Raw genomic sequence first — 18,670 nt, forward strand, 5'->3', positions numbered from 1 at the left:
GTTATGAGTCAGTGGTTTGTTTATCTCGTAGTCCTTCAATTAGCGTCTCAACGACCTCGGGACGGCTGAACGTTTTTGGCGGTTTTTCGCCATTTCTGAGCAGTTCACGTACCTTTGTACCGGAAAGAATGACGTGGTGTTTGGCATCATGTGGGCACGTCTTGTGGGAAGCCATTGCTTCACACGCCTGGCAGTAGAAGCTGTGCTCAAAGAACATTGGCGTTATTCCCAGTTCATCTTCTGTGAAATGACTAAAGATTTTCTGAGCGTCGTAAGTTCCGTAGTAATCGCCTACTCCAGCGTGGTCACGGCCGACAATGAAGTGGGAGCAGCCGAAGTTCTTACGGACAAGACTGTGAAAAATAGCTTCACGTGGACCAGCATAGCGCATAGCCGCACTAAAGACAGCAAGCACAACACGATTCGCCGGATAGTAGTTTTCGAGCAGCACCTGGTAGCTCTTCATCCTTACATCACTCGGAATGTCGTCGCTTTTCGTTTCGCCGACAAGTGGATTTAAGAACAGTCCATCTACCGTTTCCAAGGACGCTTTTTGAATATATTCATGAGCGCGGTGAACCGGATTACGGGTTTGGAAACCAACGACTTTACTCCAGCCCAGGTCCTTAAATAAGTCTCTCGACTGGGCAGGGTCCAGGTAGAACTTTTCGTCATGTTCCTTTTCCGCACGTTTTGTCAGTTCAATTTCCCCGGCCACGTAATAGTCCGGACGGCCGTAAAGTTTATTTACGCCGGGATGCGCGGATTCTTTGGTTAAGTACACATTCTCTGCTTCTTTTTCTTTATCCGATGAATAGACTTCACTAATCGTGATCGTACCGTATGTCGTACCGTTTTGAACGAGCGCGGCTTTCTGTCCCGGCTGAAGCTCATTCGCCTTTTCTTTATTTACGGGCAGCGTAATGGGAATGCTCCACGGTGTTCCGTCTTTCAGCCTCATATTCTCAACGACGGAATGATAATCTTCTTGATTCAGAAAACCGGTTAAGGGGCTATAGGCCCCGTTTCCGATCAGTTCTAAATCACTTAAAGCCATGGCATCCAGTTCAATTTTTGTGGTAAGAGCTGAAGTGTCAGCCCCTTCGTTTATTTGATTGACAAGCGTCCCGCCGTGGGGAGCGATAATTGTAGACATGTGATTTCCTCCTTTATTCACTCTCGTTGTTACCTGTCGTATGAAGACCGCACTCGGTCTTGTTAAAGCCTTTCCATCGTCCGGAGCGATCGTTGCTGTCCGCTGCAAACGTACAAGGGATACATCCAATACTTGGATATCCTTTATCGTGCAAATCATTGTAATCCAAGTCGTTTAGTCGGATATATTGCCATACGTCGTCCCATGTCCAGTAAATAAGGGGACATACCTTTATGGATTCAAAACGGTCATCTTTATTTATAAAATTCGTATGGCTCCGGCTTACCGACTGTTCGCGCCGCAGTCCGGATACCCAGGCGGTGGCTCCGCTCAATGCTTCTTCCAGCGGTTTAATTTTACGGATAAAGCAGCATTTGTCCGGCTCTCTTTTCCATAAGGCTGAGCCATGTTTTTCGGCCTGCTGTTCCAGTGTTAATTCCGGTTTTTTCATTTCAATATTCAAGTCCGGATATTTTTTCTTCACCTTATCAATTAAATCGTATGTTTCCTGAAAATGAATTTCCGTATCAAGAAAAACGATGTGGGCATCTTTTTTAACTTTTGCTATTAAATCTATGAGTACAATTCCTTCAGCACCAAAGCTGCAGGCGTAGGTAATAGAAGAACCATAAGTATCATAAGCCCATTTCAGTACTTCTAGTGCCCCCTTGGTTTCCCCTTCAGGGCCCAGATGTTCAAAAGGATCGCCTGTGAACTCTTCATAAGTTATGGCTGGATTAGTCATTTTTTTCCTCCCTTCCCACAAACAAAACGCTACAAATCAAAAACCTCTCTCCTTGAAAAAAGAAGAGAGGCGTACAGCATGAATAAGCCCGCGTCTCATCTTCTCATCTTTCAAGTGATAGCTTGCTGGAATTGGCACAGCGTCTGTTGACCCGTTGCCGAGGCTTCAAAGGGCCAGTCCCTCCACCTCTCTAGATAAGAAAACGATGATTGAATTTTTTTAAAATGTGATTGATTAAAATCTTATGCCCCTTTTTACTATATGTCAATGCTTAATTTAAATATTCTGTATTTTTAAAAATCGTTCTTGACAGGACTTACCTTTCCCCTTTAGATTGAATAGTATCTTAATTTTAAAATTAAATAATCCTTATAAAGAGCCGGGGAAGGAATCTGGTCCGTTGATCCCGCAGCAACCTCTCCTAGTTGTAGAAGGTGCTCATTCCAGCAGACATTGTCTGAGAGATAAGGTTAAGCTATTCAGCTTTTCACCTCTTTCCTCAGGGAAGAGGTTTTTTCTTAGCCTTTTTACAGAATACTCTGTTAATAATTGTAATTTCAGCTCTTCTGAACTTCCGTATTGATCTTAAAATTAAGCTCCCTATTGTGGAAGAATCAGTTTCAAGATAACCGGGGTCCGTTACGTTAAATGGAGAAGGGCTGGTGGGGAAATAACTCGCTTTCCTGTGGGGGAACTGGCAAGCCTCCTCAGTCGTTATCACTCCCTGCGGGGTCTCGCCTAGCTCCTTCTCCCACGGGAGTCTCATCATTTCCCCACCAACCCAACATGATTAAGAAAAACGGACCCTTCCAGAAGAGAATAATTTCCCTGCTTAATCTGGGTTAAATGCTTTTATGACAGGCTATTGGGTGTAGTTACATCCTGAAAATAGGTAGAAAACCACATAGTCTAATTCATCATTATGCAGGTGATGTTGGAAATGGTATTGAGTCTCTGATTTGGAAAGGTCCGGAGGGGGACGATGTAGACTCCTGCGGGATGAACATGATCGGTGAGATCCCGCAGGGCTTTTAGCCCGAGGAAGCTCAGCACATGCCCGCGGAAAGCGAAATCGTCCCCCGAAGGGCCTCCCTCATAACCAATATCTCGAAACTGAGTCTTAAAGTAAACGGCCCTATTGTGTAATAAGCTTTTAAGGAAAAAAACTATAATAAACTTTAACAAAGAAGTGACTTTATTCATTTCGGGTCCATATAGTGTAAGAATTGAGATGGAAACTGCTTAGAAAACAACGCGTTCTTCTTTGCTCTGTAAGCCTGGTCAGGAATACATAACAGCTAGATTTTTTTAAACATAAAACCAAGTAAATCAATCAGAATAATAAATTATAGAAACAGGAGTGTTGAAACGTGAGAAGATTACTTATTTTTTCGTTCGTCGGTTTTTTTGCCCAGCTTATCGACGGTGCGCTGGGGATGGCATTCGGGCTCAGCTCTTCATCCCTTTTGCTCGCCTACGGGGTGGCTCCCGCGATTGCCTCCTCTTCGATCCATATGTCTGAAATCGCTACAACAGGCGTTTCAGGATTTTCACACTATAAGTTCGGAAACCTGGATAAAAAATTAGCCCTGACCTTAATTGTTCCGGGAGCGGTCAGCGCATTTTTGGGAGCAGCTTTTCTAAGTAATCTCCCGGGAGATATGATTAAGCCTTTTATCTCCTCTTTCTTACTTTTGCTCGGGATTTATATCATCGCTCGTTTTCTTTTCCTGCGCCCGTCAAATGAGAACCAGAAAAGAAAGCCGCTCAAAAAACGCTTTCTGTACCCGCTTGGCTTCCTAGCAGGATTCATGGATTCCATAGGCGGCGGTGGATGGGGGCCGATCAACACTCCTGTGCTCCTATCGCAAAAGGGAGCGACCCCTAGAAAAGTCATCGGTACGGTGGATACGACCGAGTTCGCCGTGACGACTTCTGCCACCCTCGGTTTTCTTATATTTTTAGGAATCGATCAGTTCAACTGGCTGTGGATTGCGGCTTTTGTTATTGGGGGGGTTCTGGCCGCCCCACTTGCCGCCTGGCTGGTTCGGATTCTTCCAGCTCTGATTCTCGGAGTGCTTGCCGGTGGTTTCATTATTTTAGTGAATCTGCGCACTGTACTGCAGTCCGTTTCCATCAGCGGTGATGTGCTGACACTCATTTATACCGTCCTCATTGCAGGCTGGGCAGCATGCGTCCTTTTCTCCATTAAACGAAACATTCAATTTAACCGTCAGGGGAACTCTCCGTTAAAAGAAACGTCGTAGCACCCGCCTAACTATGCATGCCGCCAATCAGTCGGCTCTTCGGGCGGTGACATCCAACAGGAATCTGGAGGAGAGTAGTCTGATCGCTTGCTTTCAAATCATAGAGGGAATCACAATGGTTCACATCGAATCCAAGTAGTGGGTGACCGTTCATACCAAGCGCACTTGCCGAGAGCAATAGACGCTGCAGCAGCACCCCCGCTTCCATGTGCTCTATTCTGTACCCTCTGTGCCCCAGCTCATTTTTATAAAAGAACCGATCTCCTGCTATATGAAGACAGATAGGGATCTGATGAAAATTGACGTAATCCATGTTCATTCCCGCCTGCAGCTCCGGACGAAAGTCCCCCTCTTTTAGTTTGATTAACGAATGAGAGAGACTGTCATACCGGTAAGCTCCATCCGTGATCCCTTCCACTTGATAGAAACATCCGTATAGGGATAGGCGAGAAACCGGATCCCCCTCTCTATCGAGGTCCGTGGGGCTCGTAAATGGAGCGAATGCATGCTGAAGCAGGGCAGCAAGCTTGGCTAACTCTATCTTTTCCGGTATAAAATCCATCTCCGGGGAATGGCGGTTCCGGAATACCTCGAATACATCTTCGTTCAGCTTTTCTCCATCAGGGAGACCAATTTTCGACCTGACCTCCGTTTTCTCTTTTCTTTTTTTCAGCCGGCGGAATAATTCCGTTGATTCTATCATTGAGCTCTGATTGGCCTGGATGATTTGAGAGAATTCCTTCACGTTTTGGGATCTTTGAAAATAGCTGGTTTCAAGCTTTGGAAGTTCAGTACACAAATCCTCCGCGCTTCGTTCTGTTCTGTTGTCTTTCTGAAGACGAGGTTGTTTCGACGTGAAGAGAGGGATCACCGCGTATACACTTTCTTCCTTGTCATCGAGACCGAGCAGATGATTAACCGCACGATCCATAAATTGAAAATGAACCTGGGCATAATAACCAAAGGATTGGCTCGTCTCAAGCAGCTGGCCTATTAGCGCGCCGGCATCAAGTCCCTGCAGACGATAGGAGAAGTTGTGGTATTTAAAGAAATTCTTCCAGAACATCGAAGTAATAATCACTGCCCCGAAACCACACTCAAAATCAGCGTTATGGCCTAGAGCTCCATTCAAATAAGAGTCAAAATTCCCTTCCCTAAGTAAGAGAAGACGATGGTGAGCAACATCATAATGATAGACACCCTGCGGCAGGTCCTCCACTTTCAAATACATATACAATTCGTTTGGGTAAAGACCCCCGCCCGATGGGGCGAAGCGCCGCAGGGTCTGAATCGTCTCCACGTCTTCTCCACCCGCCGGCAGTGCTGTGTGGCTAAACTGAGTCAATCCATAGGCGTACCACAGAAAATAACCAATGGCAGAAAGAGCCGTGTTGAACCCCGCACCCTCTTCTCTAGGATCAAGGGGAATATCATGAGGCAGCGGAAACTCCGGCAGTCCCCGGTAAATCTTGAAAGGTAGCGGAGCGTCTTCCCAATCAACTACCCATTCACGCGGGTTCACAACGTCACTTTGAAAATGCAGCTGGTGTAAGAACAAATCAAGATCCATCACTAGCCTCCTTGGCCACTATTAAGGAAATGGATGCGGATAAGGGTTAAGATCCTCTAACGTGAGAGACCGATTAACATAGCCGAGTTGCTTTGGCACATGTAACACTCTCTCAAGCCCTGTGATGCGAGTGAGGTGGTGACCAAACGTCATAGGCAGCATCCCTGGAATTACTACTTTTACACAATGAAGATCATTGCGGCGTATTTCTGAAGTGGTTTGATCGACTACAATCACGTCGAGATCCAGTCTGCGGAACACATGCAGAAGATCCCTTACATCATCCGTAAGATCCGGGTGGCTCCGCTTCCAGTTAAAAGCCTCGGCAAATGTCTGCTGCGGCTTCTCATTTTTTAGTAAAAAGTCCAGCCGTTCTTCTGCTTCAGGAAGTCCATATAACATTCCGTGGTCATCCATTTTCTGAACAAGCGATGAATCATTCAGCATAGCAGCATATTTGTCTTTATTCTTTTCGAATTCCTTATTCAATGGTTTGACCATGCCAATACTTTCCGCAATCGCACTTTTCACCGCTTTGACCGGATCAAGGTGGGCACCCGCTGCACAAATAAGATTCAACCCCGCTTGATTGGGATCGATTTTTTTAATAATCGTGAATATACACGGAATGCCGTGTTCGAGGGTGGCATTGTACAAGTATAGATCGTAGCCTGCTTCTTCCCGCATACGATCGATCATTAAATTCAGTTCTTTATCTTTTGAAGAGTACGGATCAATCCGTGGAAGTGGGAGTCTGGCATACCACGTCATGAGAAAAGAATCCCGTTCCAGCACCTCGAGCATCCCGTGAAAAATGGCTTCCTCCCGGCTTCCGCCGAGGGCACATCCATTCGAAGTTTCAAAAACGAACCCATCTCCGCAGCCCATGCTGTAATAAGCCAGCCGCTCCGGAACCAACACAGGGGATTTTTGCTGGAGGGACCAGCCCCACACCCAGTTCATTTTTTTATCTGGATGGAAAGCCGTAAAAGGAAAATGGGGCTGTGCGTATTGTTCGTCCGTATGAACCCCTACCTGAAGCGGATGGAGAGCGGAATTGAGATTGCTGTAGCTTTCGTGAACGGTGGTTCGTTTCCCCCGCGGATCCATCCCACAGGAGCGTTCGAGCCCTTCAAGTATGGCGGTCATTTCACTTTCTGCGTAGGAATTGGTTCTACCTGCCGTTCCTTCGTCCCCGCCAAGTATAGGAAGGTTAACAATGACATCGGCAAACGGAGTTCCAAAATCCTGCAGTTTATTGTTTAACAATCCAGTCCGCGGGTCGAGATAATCTTTGGAAAGGACGCCGCTTAACTCTTCCTTTGACCGGCAGCGATAGCTGTTTTTATGAATCTTCGTACATGGCTCAAGCGTTATTTCAGCAGCGGAGGATGAATCATCGGGCCTTTTACTGCAAACTCCGCACGTAGAATCCGGTAAAATGACATGACGTGAACTCTCCAGGCTGCGAAGATCCATCCGGTAAATCGATTCTTCGAGTGAAGACGGCCTTCCTTTTAACACATGCTCTACTTCCCTTTTGATCAGAAAAGCCATTTGCTTGAAAGCTGTTTCCGATCCCCATTCATCCTGTCGGGCAGCCTGATTCTCGAGCAGTGCCTGATGAATCTTCCACAAATCCTGACGATCGACAGCGGCCATCAGCCGCCTTGACTCCGCACATTGTGAACAGCCTTCACGGCCGGGTCGTACAAGCGGGCCGACCACACCAGCACCAAAGCTTGCGAAGGCCGGCATCCATACCACCCTGCACTCCCTGGTCGCCGCTTCTGCCTGCAGATAGATCGATGGATCCCAGGCATCGCGCAGCACCAACACCATTGTGGTGCCTCCGGGGATAGGGGTGTTCAAATCAGGATGCCGAACAAGCTCATATTGTGCGCTTAGTTCCTCTGCCGTAAGCTCAAGCAGCTTTCCTTTTCCGATCATTGCAATGATTGGACTCACCCTGACTCCTCCTCACTTACAACCACGCCAAAGAGATCAATGATGCCATCATCTTTAAAAGGATCCATCGTTACTTTTATAAAGGAAAGATCTTTATGGCTGCGTTTTATCCGCTCAATGACAGACTGAAGCACCTCCGGATCATCTGACTCACAGGAGGGAACATCGACGAGTTGGACCAACCCCTTTTTAAACTCCTTGATTGAAACTACAGGTGCTTCAGGGAAGGTGATGTTGTTTTGCGCCTCTAACAGGGCCCGACGTAACGCTCCGCGTAAAGCGAGGGTACGAGTAAATCCGACAGTTCCATACCATTGATTGTTACGGGTTTTTATCCACACGACAGGAAAGCCATAAGCGTCTTCACCGATTCCTAATTCCGGTTCTTTCTTCATGGTCGTTAATGCTTGATAATAGAAGCGGCAGCGTTCATCTTCCACCTTACGTAACTCCAGCCTGGCGGGTGTACCTTTTTCCTCATTCACTTGTGTTTTCCAATTTTCTTCAAGCATATTTGTTAGCGACCGGCTGATCGCTGTTCTTGTACCTGATTCCCCCGCTCCTAAATACAGTCTGGATTCCCGGTCCTTTGCAGCTTCTAAAGCATTCAAAATATCTTGCTTTAAAGGCGCCAGATACTGTTCAACTCCCGTAAGTCCTGCTTCCTTTCTCGCTTCTTCATGGGTCATCGCTGCACAGATGATGCCTGGATGCGGCTCAACGGATTGAATATCAACCGCTTGCACCTCGCATTGAGATAAAGGCAGCTGGGGCAGGTCTCCCTCTTCATAACGATGGAAGATTCCTAATGGTCCGGACGCCATCTCACTAAAGTAATACAACCATGCCTCATTCTCTTCTTTTTCCTTCGTTTCCTTCAGTACGTTTTCTACTCGTTCGGCCGCTATGCTTCCTGTTACAAGTGGATTTGGTTTGAACGGATGCCATTTCCCTTCCAGGGTTTCATTTGTAAGGACAAACATATGGTTGGAAGGATGAACATCCGGCACCCCGGTCACCTTTTTAAACCATTCGAACACAGCCACATTTGTAAGCATCGCTGCGGCTGGTGAGGAAATCGATCGTTCCGCAGCCTCCTCGTCTGCTTCTTGGGTGTGAAGACTGCGCCATGCAGATTCAAAGCAAGGAACCGAACCGGGCTGTTCCATAGGACCCGCAAATCCTGCTGTTCCGCTGTATAAAATGGGAATAAGCCATTTTTGCTTCTTTTGACACGCTTCGAGGACTGCTTTGCGCTCCTCGTGTTGGTCTTTGTGTGAAGCGTAAAAAACCGCCTCATATGGTTCGATTTCATCAGTCCAGGAAAAAGAATTTTCCATTGCCAGGCTGACAGCAGCCTCAGAATCCGATTCCCTTGCCCAGGCTTCAAGCTCCCTCACGCGACGACGACTGCTTTCTTCCTCATCCGTTATGATTACATGAGCCGTTGCCAGCCCGGAGGTAAGCAAAGCGGACACTACGCCGATCACCATGTCTCCTTCACCAACGACTATTACTTTTTTCTGCCGGAATTGCTGGAACCGGTAGCAGGCAGAATCGCCGAAGCTTTCCAGGAATTCGATCTGGGAAGCGAATTTCGCCGCTACCTCTGGATGTAATTCGTGATGACGATCTTCACTTACATCTCGGAGAAACCCATTTGTATAGAGAACTTCCGCCATTTCATAGACACGCGTACGGTAGGGCAGTGATAATCCTTCGGTTAAATCAGCCATTGAGTGTTCTCCATTAAGCATGGGAACCAGCTTCTCCACCCATTGTTGAATGGCCTTTCCTTCCATCCGAAACGAACCTGCATTATTTCTAAAATAAACACTTCCATTCGATTCTGGCATAAAAAAAGTACCCTTTTTGACCTTCAAACGCATCGAAGGTTTTACATTCACCATGACACTCCTCCTTACCAGCTGAGCTGACTTCCTTCTACGATTCTATGTACGTCCCTTTGTCTCATATGTCTTTCCTTATAAGAAGTACCCCTGCAGCCAGTTTCTGCAGGGGTAAGGAAAAACTATATATAATGTAAAATGCTTAACGTCCGCAGCGACCGCAGCCTGCACAGCGTGCACATCTCGCACAGCCACCGCACCCTCCGCAACCCGCACAACGTGCACAACCGCCGCAGCCTCCACAACCGCCACATCCAGCACAGCGGAAACAGCCAAAGCAGCCAAAACACACAAATCCAAAACCAATTAATCGCGAATCTTGGCCATAATTGTGAGCTTGCTCACTCGGTACTAACTGCTGGGCATGGAATTCTCCAACATCCAAATGCTGAAGTTCATTTTGAAACTGATTCATATGGGTAACCTCCATCAATATTCAGATTTACTTTGGTCCTCAAACCATTCGAATTCTCATTCATTAATAAAGACACTTTCCCAATCAAGGTATGATGAAGGCCTGGGCAGTGTTACTCGGAGGTACTTGGAAGTTGTTTACTCAGCAGTCAGTAGTAAGAGGGAATTTTTAGAGGATAATAGGTTCTAGTTTCAGGCTGCCATCAGAAGCTGGCGAGTTCAGAAGATGCTGCGACTGATTAAGCTTTACTTGGGGCGAATTGAGTTGTGCTCTACCTTAATTGCGCCGTGATTCACCTCGATTGCGCCGTGATCATCCTCAATTGTGCTGTGCTGCTAACGGAGTGGACTGCCAAAGACTCCTTATTAAAGTTAATAGAGAAAAAGCTGGTATTCCTCTACTTTAAAAAAGAGAGCTATTAATTAGGCGGATCTATCAGGACTAGAGGGTTCCAATTCTATTGTTCTCTTTTTTTCCAAAAGCTTCACGGCCGCTGCTGCCGAGAAAATCTATGTCGAAAACTTTTCATCTTCGTCGGTGGAATAAACGAAAAATAGCAACAATACTATAATTATTGTTTGGCGAATTTAACTTCAGGAGGTAAAAAGGATGAATGTTGTTGGAAGTAAGTCAAGGTTTTGGGTGTATGCTGTGGTCATTTTTTCATTAGTTGCTGCTTTTGTCTTCGCCCCTTTTTCAAAAGCAGAAGCCACAATCGATTATGGTGAGGAAGTGGCTGCCGTAGCGGAGAGATACGCGGGGACCCCATTTAAGTGGGGAGGAACGACGCCTAAAGGATTCGATGCAAGTGGATTTACTCAATACATCTATGCATATTCAGCTGCTAAAAAGAAAATCGCCCGCACAAGTGCGGATCAATACAAGCAAGGAGTAGTCGTTAATAAGCAATCCGAACTAAAATTTGGGGATCTTGTATTCTTTGATACAGCTGGCAAAGGTAAGGTCTCATTTGTTGGCATATACACGGGTTCCGGTGAGTTTATTGCCGCTACCTCTCACGGAGTCAGAACACAAAAGCTCTCCAGTTCCTATTGGAAAACAAAGTATATAGGTGCAAAGCGTCACTTTTAACTAAAAAAGCAGGGACCTCCTCAGAAAGGAAGTCCCCGCTTACATAATTGCTATTCTATTAAAGCCCCGCCCCTCTATTCAATTGCCCTTTTTAAGCGTGCATGTTAATACTACACAAAAGCTCCCGATACTGTAAGACTCAGTTTCGAGACTTTTGTGAGAATTAGGCCCTCCGGGGGACGATTTCGCTTTCCGGCCCTGCACGACGCAGGGTCGTTCGACGTTGCCACACGATGTGGCGTTCTTAGTCGAACATCCCTTGTGGTAAGCTTCCTCGGGCTTAACAGCCCTGCGGGATCTTACCGATCATGTTCATCCCACAGGAGTCTCTATCGTCCCCCTCCGGACCTGGCCGTATCATAATCTCGAAACCACTTCATACACGGTTTACTTGGTGAGAAAGAAGCATGGGATGAGGAGTGTTTTTTCATACTACAACCATGTGGAAAAGCTTGTCATAGAAGCATTTAGGACCTATTTCGAAGGAGAGCATTCGCTCTTCTGGAAGGGTCCGTTATTCTCCCGTCGTTGGGTTGGTGGGGAAATGGCGAGACTCCCAGTTTGAAAGCGGAAGCACCTTGGTCAGCGGCGTATGGACTGGACTGAGCTGGCGGAGATAAAGAAAACACGAAGAGCGGAGCGATTCGATGTTGCCTTATCGTACAGAAGCGAGGGAAGTCTCACTAGCCGCTAGGTGTTGGAGCTGGATAGCACTCCTTGCCGTTTAGGAATTAGATTATGAATCCATCTATCATGAGTGTAAGAATGGGAGAAGGAACTAGGTGAGATCCCGCAGGGAGTGAAACGAGCGAGGAAGCTCACCGTTCCCCCATAGGAAAGTGTCCAAATGTGGAATCACCCCGATAGACACGAACAGCATAAGCCGAGCATCAAAAGGACGGTGGTCTTGCCGTCCGTTGATGAACGGCTTATGTCTCGAGTGCCTGGGTGATGGAACAAGACGAGCTATTTCCCCACCAGCCCTCCACCAACTAACGTAACGGACCCAAAATATCTCGAAACTGAGTCTTACGCAATCCGGTCCGATAGCGTAATAACTCTCTTATAAAAATATCGTTTAGTTTAAAGTAAAATCTCCAGAACTCGTTTCCACCAGGATTTGATACTTCTGATCTCCTTTATGGCCTCTCACCTCATGCTCTGCTCTTCTCTCATATTGAATACCATCCAGTTGAATACGTTCTTCCCCCGAACTTGATTGGTAGTCCAGAATAAAGGATTGAGGTTCTTCTTCAAACGAAAATGTGACATCACCGCTTGACGTATGGGCAGTTAGATTTCCAGCCATACTCTCATGCAATACATCCACATTTCCTGAGGAAGATTGAGCTTTCATTTCATTAAACAGCAGCCCTTTTCCTTCTATATCTCCGCTGCTTGTTTTCAGATCAACCTCAGCTTCTGAACCTTTGATGTTCGTCATCATTACACTTCCACTGGAAGAATGGAGGTTCAACTGTTCGTCAACTTCCAGACTGGATACTTCAATATCACCTGAACTTGTGGCTGCGATCAGCTGACTTACTTGAATATCACGAAGTGTTACTTCAGATGACGAGGTACCTATATTTACTACTTCAAGTTTCTGCTTCGGTACTTTGACGAGTAATTCTAAGTTATCTCCTCTGACAAAACCAAAAGAAAATCCAAGTCCATTGTTTTTCTTTTTAAGGTTTACGTTTAACTGGCCTTCTGCCTCTTCAACTTCATACGAATACTCTTTCCATTTCCGAGCATAGCCACTGAGGCTCACTTCAATTTGATTGCTTTTTCCTTCGACGAATTGGATATCAGCCGATGAAGTATCTACATGGATGGCTTGAATTTCACTCGCCGTAAAGGCTTCCTCCTTATGTACCTTCAGTTTTTCATCTTCTAACGATTTTGTAGCCTGAAAGGAGAACAATATTCCTAGACCTCCTAGAATCAAAGCAAACACTACAATCCATCCTGCTTTTTTCATATACTCTTCTCCTCTCACGATAAAAATTAAGAAACTGCCGCGGATGAGAAAAAATTTTGTCCATTAGACTGTGCAAGTTCTAATTTTTAGAAACCATTCCATTATTTTTTAATATATTAAAAATATACCGTACTATTCTTTGTGAAGATAGATAACTAAAGTAAATTTTCAAAATAATTCATAATTTAAAGCCTTCCCAAAAAAACAGCCTCCTCCCGCTCGAGAAGACTGTCTACCTATTAGAAGTTTACTTTAATTTTCACTAAATCCTGAATACTGCCATCTTTAGCACTTCGACTATAGACCCACAACTCTCCCGAAGCTGATGTAGGCTGTCGGTCAAAAGGAACGGTACTACTGAAAAACCCGTAAGCAGGGCCACCTTGATCGGTCATCGTGAAACGTTCATTAGACACTGCTACGCCATTACTGTCCCTCAGTTGATATGTCACGACCGCCTCAAATACTCTCGCGTAACCTTCTACTTTATCTCCGCTGGTAAAGGTGGAACCAGGGAGGGGACGGGTTACAAAAATATTCCTGGAAGACGGGATCGGAATAATAAGGTGATAATCCGGCCAGATCACATCTCTTTGGAAACCAGGCCGATCAGCATTCGCTTCTTCAATGTCAGCCATACTTACCCCAAATCGCCTCGCAATGGAATACAGCGAATCACCACTGACAATCCTATAAGTGAACGCTGGAACAAGCAGGTTCTGCCCTACATTAATTACGTTGGGATTCGAAATATTGTTCACTCCCGCAAGAAGATCTACGTGAGTGTCAAACGTTTGGGCGATAGTTGATAGTGTATCCCCGTACGTCACGATATGGGACATGATCGGATTGGATGTTGAAGTAGGGATGACTAAAACATCGTCCGGGTAAATGAATCCACGGTCTGTCACGGGCGGATATAAGTGGTTAGCACTTTCGATCGCGGCCACTGTGCTGCCAAAACGACTGGCAATTGAAAATAGAGTGTCACCAGGTTTGACCGTGTAGATCAGCCCTATTGTTGAAATAACAGGCATTCTTACACCTCCCCTCTTTATATAATCTATGGAAAATAATAGAATTGAGAACTTCATTTATCATACAAGCTATCCCATTAGAAAAATATGTATGATCTTCTTTATTCCATATGGATTTTCTCTCCATCTCCTTATAAAGATTCGTTTTTCTGCCTTACATGAAGCGTTTTCAATCCATCAAGATGGTGAAAATTTTGTTACACTATAGAAAACAGCTGTGGAGGGATGAACGATGAAGAAATGGGCATTCGTTTCAGATTTTGATGGTACGATTTCAAATAAAGACTTTTACTGGGTGATCATTGAGAAATACTATCCGGAAGGCAGAGACCTTTTTAAGAAGTGGAAAGCAGGTCAGATGAAGGACATCGAATTTTTACGCTCGATCTTCACATCCATCAATCAGCATGAGGAACAGATTATTGAGGATATTCTCAATATTCCGATTGATGAGTATGTGCCGGCTTTCATTCAGCACGTACAGAATAATGGCGGAGACTTTTATATTTTAAGTGCGGGAACCGATTACTACATTCATCACATTTTAAAAGAATACAACATTCAGAATGTGACCGTTTTCTCTAATGAAGGATATTATGAGGACCAAAATGTTCATTTAAACATTGATCCTTCCCACCGGCATCATTCGGAACGCTACGGCATCGACAAATCCAAAGTGATTCAGGAGCTGAAAAAGGAATACGAAACGGTTCACTTCGCCGGCGACAGCGAGCCCGATTCACATCCAGCTGTGTATGCCGATGCCACCTTTGCGAAAGATGCTCTGCAGGAAATACTAAGCGAAAAAAACATCGCCTTCACTCCTGTGACATCCTTTAAGGACATCCAGGCTGACTTAGAGAAAAAAGGGTTTTTGCCCCATGACTAATCCCATTACCAATATCCCGATTCCAGCTATTCTGGAAATTAAGAGCGGCATCATTTACCATCTTCAGGACATTTTTGACCGCCATGGATTTGAAAATATCCTTATGCTATTTGATTCATTTACAATGGATCAATGGGAGGCAAACATCAAAGATTCTCTTTCAACTACCAAAGTGGATACAGTCCTTATGCAGCCCCATGCCGAAGTCCATGATCTGATTAAACAGGCTTTTTCCATAAAAATGTATGATGCGATCGTTGCGGTGGGCGGAGGGGCTGTGATTGACTGCGGAAAATATATGGCCTTTTCCCGCCAGACTCCTTTTATCAGCATTCCAACGTCAGCCTCCAACGATGGATTTGCGAGCAGTAATTGCTCCTTAATGATTGAAGGAAAGAAAACGACGGTCCCTGCCAAAGTTCCGTATGGCATCATTGCCGATCTTGACATTATTCAAAACGCCCCTTCCCCTTTTATTTTGGCTGGCGTAGGAGACTTAATGTCCAATATTACAGCCCTTTACGACTGGGAATTCGAAGATCGTCAGGGCGTGAGCCGGGTGAACGCTTTTGCGTCCATGCTCAGTAAGAAAGCGGTGAACAGCTTTGTGCGTACCCCGATGAAAGATCTTCAGGATCCTACTTTTTTAAAAGAGCTCGTCAGTTCGTTAACAATGGGCGGAGTGGCCACCATCATCAGCGGAAACAGCGCCCCCATCAGCGGCTCTGAGCATCTGATTTCCCATGCGCTCGATAAGTACGCTGAACACCCTCACATGCACGGAATCCAGGTGGGGATCGCGACTTATATTATGGCAAATGTTCAGGAACATCGTGCCGAACGGATGCAAAAAGTGTTTACACGGACAGGCTTTTTTGATCATATAAAAACGCTGGAAGTGAAGAAAGCGGATTTCAAAATGGCCATTGAAAAAAGTCCAGAAATCAAGCCGCATCGCTATACGTATTTACATGAAAAGAAATACCAGCGTAAAGCATTGGATTTTCTGGATCAGGACCCGATTCTTCAAGAAATATTACGATAGTTACGCAGGAAAACACTTCTTTAGAGAATAGCTCTGACGTTTGATGCAAACATTAGAGATATAAAAAAGGAGGATACTGCTCATGAATAAAGAACGCGCTAAAGAAATTTTCCACTCCCCTGAAATGATCGCGGTCACCCATGAGGACCGACCGATTTACATCGAAGAGGTTATTGAGAGAAGTGAAACCGCAAGAATTCACCCCGTGGATCAGCCCAATGTGTTCCAGGAAGTTCCGTTGCACGAACTGAAGGAAACAGAAGTACAGCATTAAAAACAAGCCGCATCTAAGATCGGGTCTTAGATGCGGCTTCTTTTATATGTAATTATTCAATCTGCACCTATAGATAATGATACTTTTCTTCTTTTAATCCCGACCTCTTTCTCCAATTTCGCACGAGTGAAATAAAACGATACAACCCATACATCCCTAAGAATAATCCAAAACAGAAGAGCTCTAAATTCACATAGTACCATACCCCTTCCCCAAGCACATCAAGTGGCGTACTCACATCAGGCTTGCCTGCCAGAAACAAATAATTCGTCCCGATTTGCGGGTTAAGAAAAAATATAAATACAGCATAAAGATTTAAATAACCGAACATCATAAGCAGCGATCGGAAGGTGATCCGTGCAGAACTAACCAGAATTAAAAATATGCCGGTCCAGGCTAAAGCCATATGGTGCAGAAAAAATTTCAAAAAACGAAAGTGTGGAAACGAGTAAAACATCTCTGGCGTTAACAACGTTACGATCGGCGGAATAATGCCAATGAAATAAAGAATCTGCACGACTTTGTGATGATAAAAAAACAGAGCCACCATCCCGAGTATGGAAGCAATTCCGCATAAGTGAAGCGGAGCATGATCTTCCATATTCCAGTTATGGTTTGCAAGTCCCCATAACGTCTGACCAATTTCGCCACCCAGCAGCAGAACGAATAATGTCCACCTGGTGAATTGCTGAAGCCTGTCATTCATTTGAAGAGTCTGGTGAAAAATCAGCAATAAAGCGATTCCTGAAAAAAGAATGGCCAGCATGATCAGGTGACTCGATGATAACAATTCGAACCTGTCTTGTATTTGAATATTAAACCACTCTGGCATCCTATCCTCCTTCCTAACTTCTATTAGGAAATACGTTACCTAACCTTTGTACGATTTCCCCGTTAAATGGTTTCGGATAATTTTCAACGGCAGTCTTTAATGTATGTAAAATGATTCATACAATAGTCGCACAAACCCCGCATCTGACCATTCTCCCATCGCAAACAGCCCTAATTTTGAAGGTTTGTAAAGAGACGTATTTTTGACGGTTCTCCCCCGCTCTATTAAAATAGGAAAGAACACAAGGAAAGGGGCGTCCCTATGCCGGAGTTAACCATTGAAGATAGAAAGATCCATTATGATTTACATACCAAACCAACAATTTATTACGTAAAAATTTATATGGATGAATTGAATGGAGCTCAAGTTACCGCTCCCGAGAAAAGAAAAACTGAATTAATCGAGGCTTTTCTTCAAAAGAAAGCCGCCTGGATGAAAGAAACGTGGGAAAGGCATCACGCCGAGCTGTATCATGTTGATCGCCTTTCATTGGAAGACGGACAGAAAATCAATTATTTAGGCCGCGCTTATCAATTAATCCTGGAGGAAGGAAATGAGTTTGTTTTTTCCTTCAGCAAAGGAAAATTCCTTTTCAACTATCCGGGGGATGAAAAAGAGAACCAGACTAATAAACAGCTGATCACACTTGCGAAGGAGTGGTTAAGGGATAAATCCGAGAAAAAATTCTCCGATCTTCATTCCAGAACGATTTCTTCTGAAGAAGATGCCGCCCGAATAGGGAAAAAAGGCAAGGACGCGATCGTGTTGAATTGGCGATTGATTCAACAGCCTAAAGAATCCATCAAAGAAAAGATCCAGCAGTTAATCGATGAAGAAATGTGTTGAATACCACGACAATTGCCTTTTCTTCGCAGCTTGCAGAGTAACCTATTATTTTGCAGGCTTTTTTTCTTATTTTAATTTATCTTTTCCACTTCAAATTTTAATCTATCTATATCCCAGACATCTTTCTCATAATTTTTGATCACCTTCACCTCAACTTTCTGTCCTTCCTCATATTCATTTGGATTGGGAACTCGTATAGTTTGAACATCAGGCTTCTTTTCGAATTCATATGACTCTTTAGCAGATCCTTCGTTGCTAACTGTTGTCCATGCGTCAACATCGATTTCCATCTCTCGATTTTCATGGTTAATTTCTGTGATGTCCCCTTGTATAAACGTTCCTTCTTACATGGAACAACCCATCAAAATAATAGATAAACTTCCAATAAGGAAGAACACCTTTCTTTTCAGCATTTGGCAGCCCCCTTCCCCTTATTTAATACTCCTGCCCATTCTTATACTTATGTAACCGTTACTATAATTAAGTTGGTTCACGTTTGCCAGGCAAGAACTAAGCCAAAAATCGGTTTAGTAATATTGGCTATTTTCTCTTCTTTTTCCACTTCTCTTCTACAATGTAGTAAGAATACTCTTAACGCTTAACCTTCCTAAATTACCGATCTGGTTCAACTTTTCATACG

16 protein-coding genes and 2 riboswitches are annotated in these 18,670 nt (G+C 44.7%); of the genes, 6 read left to right on the forward strand and 10 right to left on the reverse strand.

Annotated elements, in window-relative coordinates; all coding sequences use genetic code 11:
- Window position 1: 1 nt before the first annotated feature.
- Both sat and ACTWP7_RS07275 read right to left on the reverse strand, forming a co-directional pair.
- Complete coding sequence (gene sat, locus ACTWP7_RS07270) at window positions 2-1,156, reverse strand: sulfate adenylyltransferase (RefSeq protein ID WP_014642920.1); 1,155 nt, start codon at window positions 1,154-1,156, stop codon at window positions 2-4.
- Between the two features lie 13 nt (window positions 1,157-1,169).
- On the reverse strand, window positions 1,170-1,901 hold the full coding sequence (locus ACTWP7_RS07275) for a phosphoadenylyl-sulfate reductase (RefSeq protein ID WP_443122607.1): 732 nt from the start codon (window positions 1,899-1,901) through the stop codon (window positions 1,170-1,172).
- Window positions 1,902-2,001: 100 nt separating this feature from the next.
- Window positions 2,002-2,102, reverse strand: a riboswitch (SAM riboswitch).
- 165 nt (window positions 2,103-2,267) lie between these two features.
- A riboswitch (SAM riboswitch) is annotated at window positions 2,268-2,372 on the forward strand.
- 899 nt (window positions 2,373-3,271) lie between these two features.
- Between ACTWP7_RS07275 and ACTWP7_RS07280 the strand changes: the two genes are divergently transcribed.
- Window positions 3,272-4,168 carry a sulfite exporter TauE/SafE family protein gene (locus tag ACTWP7_RS07280; protein WP_443122608.1) on the forward strand — a complete coding sequence of 299 codons (897 nt, stop codon included), beginning with the start codon at window positions 3,272-3,274 and terminating at the stop codon, window positions 4,166-4,168.
- 7 nt (window positions 4,169-4,175) lie between these two features.
- On the opposite strand, the gene ACTWP7_RS07285 is transcribed toward ACTWP7_RS07280, so the two are convergent.
- The 4 genes from ACTWP7_RS07285 to ACTWP7_RS07300 form a co-directional block, all read right to left on the reverse strand.
- A complete protein-coding gene (locus tag ACTWP7_RS07285; RefSeq protein ID WP_443122609.1) occupies window positions 4,176-5,738 on the reverse strand; it encodes a SagB/ThcOx family dehydrogenase in 1,563 nt (520 codons plus the stop codon).
- A gap of 21 nt (window positions 5,739-5,759) precedes the next feature.
- Window positions 5,760-7,706, reverse strand: a complete 1,947-nt coding sequence (locus ACTWP7_RS07290; protein WP_443122610.1) for a TOMM precursor leader peptide-binding protein — start codon at window positions 7,704-7,706, stop codon at window positions 5,760-5,762.
- Entirely contained in the window at window positions 7,703-9,616 is a 1,914-nt protein-coding gene (locus ACTWP7_RS07295; protein WP_443122611.1) for a ThiF family adenylyltransferase, read from the reverse strand. Before ACTWP7_RS07295 ends, ACTWP7_RS07290 begins: the two co-directional genes overlap by 4 nt.
- Window positions 9,617-9,758: 142 nt before the next feature.
- Window positions 9,759-10,031: a hypothetical protein gene (locus ACTWP7_RS07300; RefSeq protein WP_443122612.1), complete on the reverse strand. Its 273-nt coding sequence runs from the start codon at window positions 10,029-10,031 to the stop codon at window positions 9,759-9,761.
- Between the two features lie 609 nt (window positions 10,032-10,640).
- Here ACTWP7_RS07300 and ACTWP7_RS07305 point away from each other — a divergent pair.
- Window positions 10,641-11,123, forward strand: coding sequence for a C40 family peptidase (locus tag ACTWP7_RS07305; RefSeq protein ID WP_443122613.1), 483 nt, complete (start codon window positions 10,641-10,643; stop codon window positions 11,121-11,123).
- A 1,078-nt stretch (window positions 11,124-12,201) separates the two neighbouring features.
- Here ACTWP7_RS07305 and ACTWP7_RS07310 read toward each other — a convergent pair.
- Together ACTWP7_RS07310 and ACTWP7_RS07315 are read right to left on the reverse strand one after the other, a co-directional pair.
- Complete coding sequence (locus ACTWP7_RS07310; RefSeq protein ID WP_443122614.1) at window positions 12,202-13,107, reverse strand: DUF4097 family beta strand repeat-containing protein; 906 nt, start codon at window positions 13,105-13,107, stop codon at window positions 12,202-12,204.
- A gap of 239 nt (window positions 13,108-13,346) precedes the next feature.
- Entirely contained in the window at window positions 13,347-14,144 is a 798-nt protein-coding gene (locus ACTWP7_RS07315) for a LysM peptidoglycan-binding domain-containing protein (protein ID WP_443122615.1), read from the reverse strand.
- 232 nt (window positions 14,145-14,376) lie between these two features.
- Here ACTWP7_RS07315 and ACTWP7_RS07320 point away from each other — a divergent pair, with 232 nt between their 5' ends.
- From ACTWP7_RS07320 to ACTWP7_RS07330, 3 genes are all read left to right on the forward strand, one after another.
- Window positions 14,377-15,033: an MtnX-like HAD-IB family phosphatase gene (locus ACTWP7_RS07320; RefSeq protein ID WP_443122616.1), complete on the forward strand. Its 657-nt coding sequence runs from the start codon at window positions 14,377-14,379 to the stop codon at window positions 15,031-15,033.
- Window positions 15,026-16,078: an iron-containing alcohol dehydrogenase family protein gene (locus ACTWP7_RS07325; RefSeq protein WP_443122617.1), complete on the forward strand. Its 1,053-nt coding sequence runs from the start codon at window positions 15,026-15,028 to the stop codon at window positions 16,076-16,078. The genes ACTWP7_RS07320 and ACTWP7_RS07325 overlap by 8 nt, the downstream gene beginning before the upstream one ends.
- A gap of 82 nt (window positions 16,079-16,160) precedes the next feature.
- Entirely contained in the window at window positions 16,161-16,352 is a 192-nt protein-coding gene (locus ACTWP7_RS07330) for an H-type small acid-soluble spore protein (protein ID WP_443122618.1), read from the forward strand.
- A 67-nt stretch (window positions 16,353-16,419) separates the two neighbouring features.
- Here ACTWP7_RS07330 and ACTWP7_RS07335 read toward each other — a convergent pair whose 3' ends face one another.
- Window positions 16,420-17,184, reverse strand: coding sequence for a YwaF family protein (locus ACTWP7_RS07335; protein WP_443122619.1), 765 nt, complete (start codon window positions 17,182-17,184; stop codon window positions 16,420-16,422).
- 261 nt (window positions 17,185-17,445) lie between these two features.
- On the opposite strand from ACTWP7_RS07335, the gene ACTWP7_RS07340 reads away from it, so the two are divergent.
- Complete coding sequence (locus ACTWP7_RS07340) at window positions 17,446-18,030, forward strand: YgjP-like metallopeptidase domain-containing protein (protein WP_443122620.1); 585 nt, start codon at window positions 17,446-17,448, stop codon at window positions 18,028-18,030.
- Between the two features lie 71 nt (window positions 18,031-18,101).
- Here ACTWP7_RS07340 and ACTWP7_RS07345 read toward each other — a convergent pair whose 3' ends face one another.
- A complete protein-coding gene (locus tag ACTWP7_RS07345) occupies window positions 18,102-18,320 on the reverse strand; it encodes a hypothetical protein (RefSeq protein ID WP_443122621.1) in 219 nt (72 codons plus the stop codon).
- Window positions 18,321-18,670: the final 350 nt, after the last annotated feature.

It is taken from the genome of Halobacillus sp. B29 (genome assembly GCF_052246755.1).
Lineage (GTDB): Bacteria > Bacillota > Bacilli > Bacillales > Halobacillaceae > Halobacillus > Halobacillus halophilus.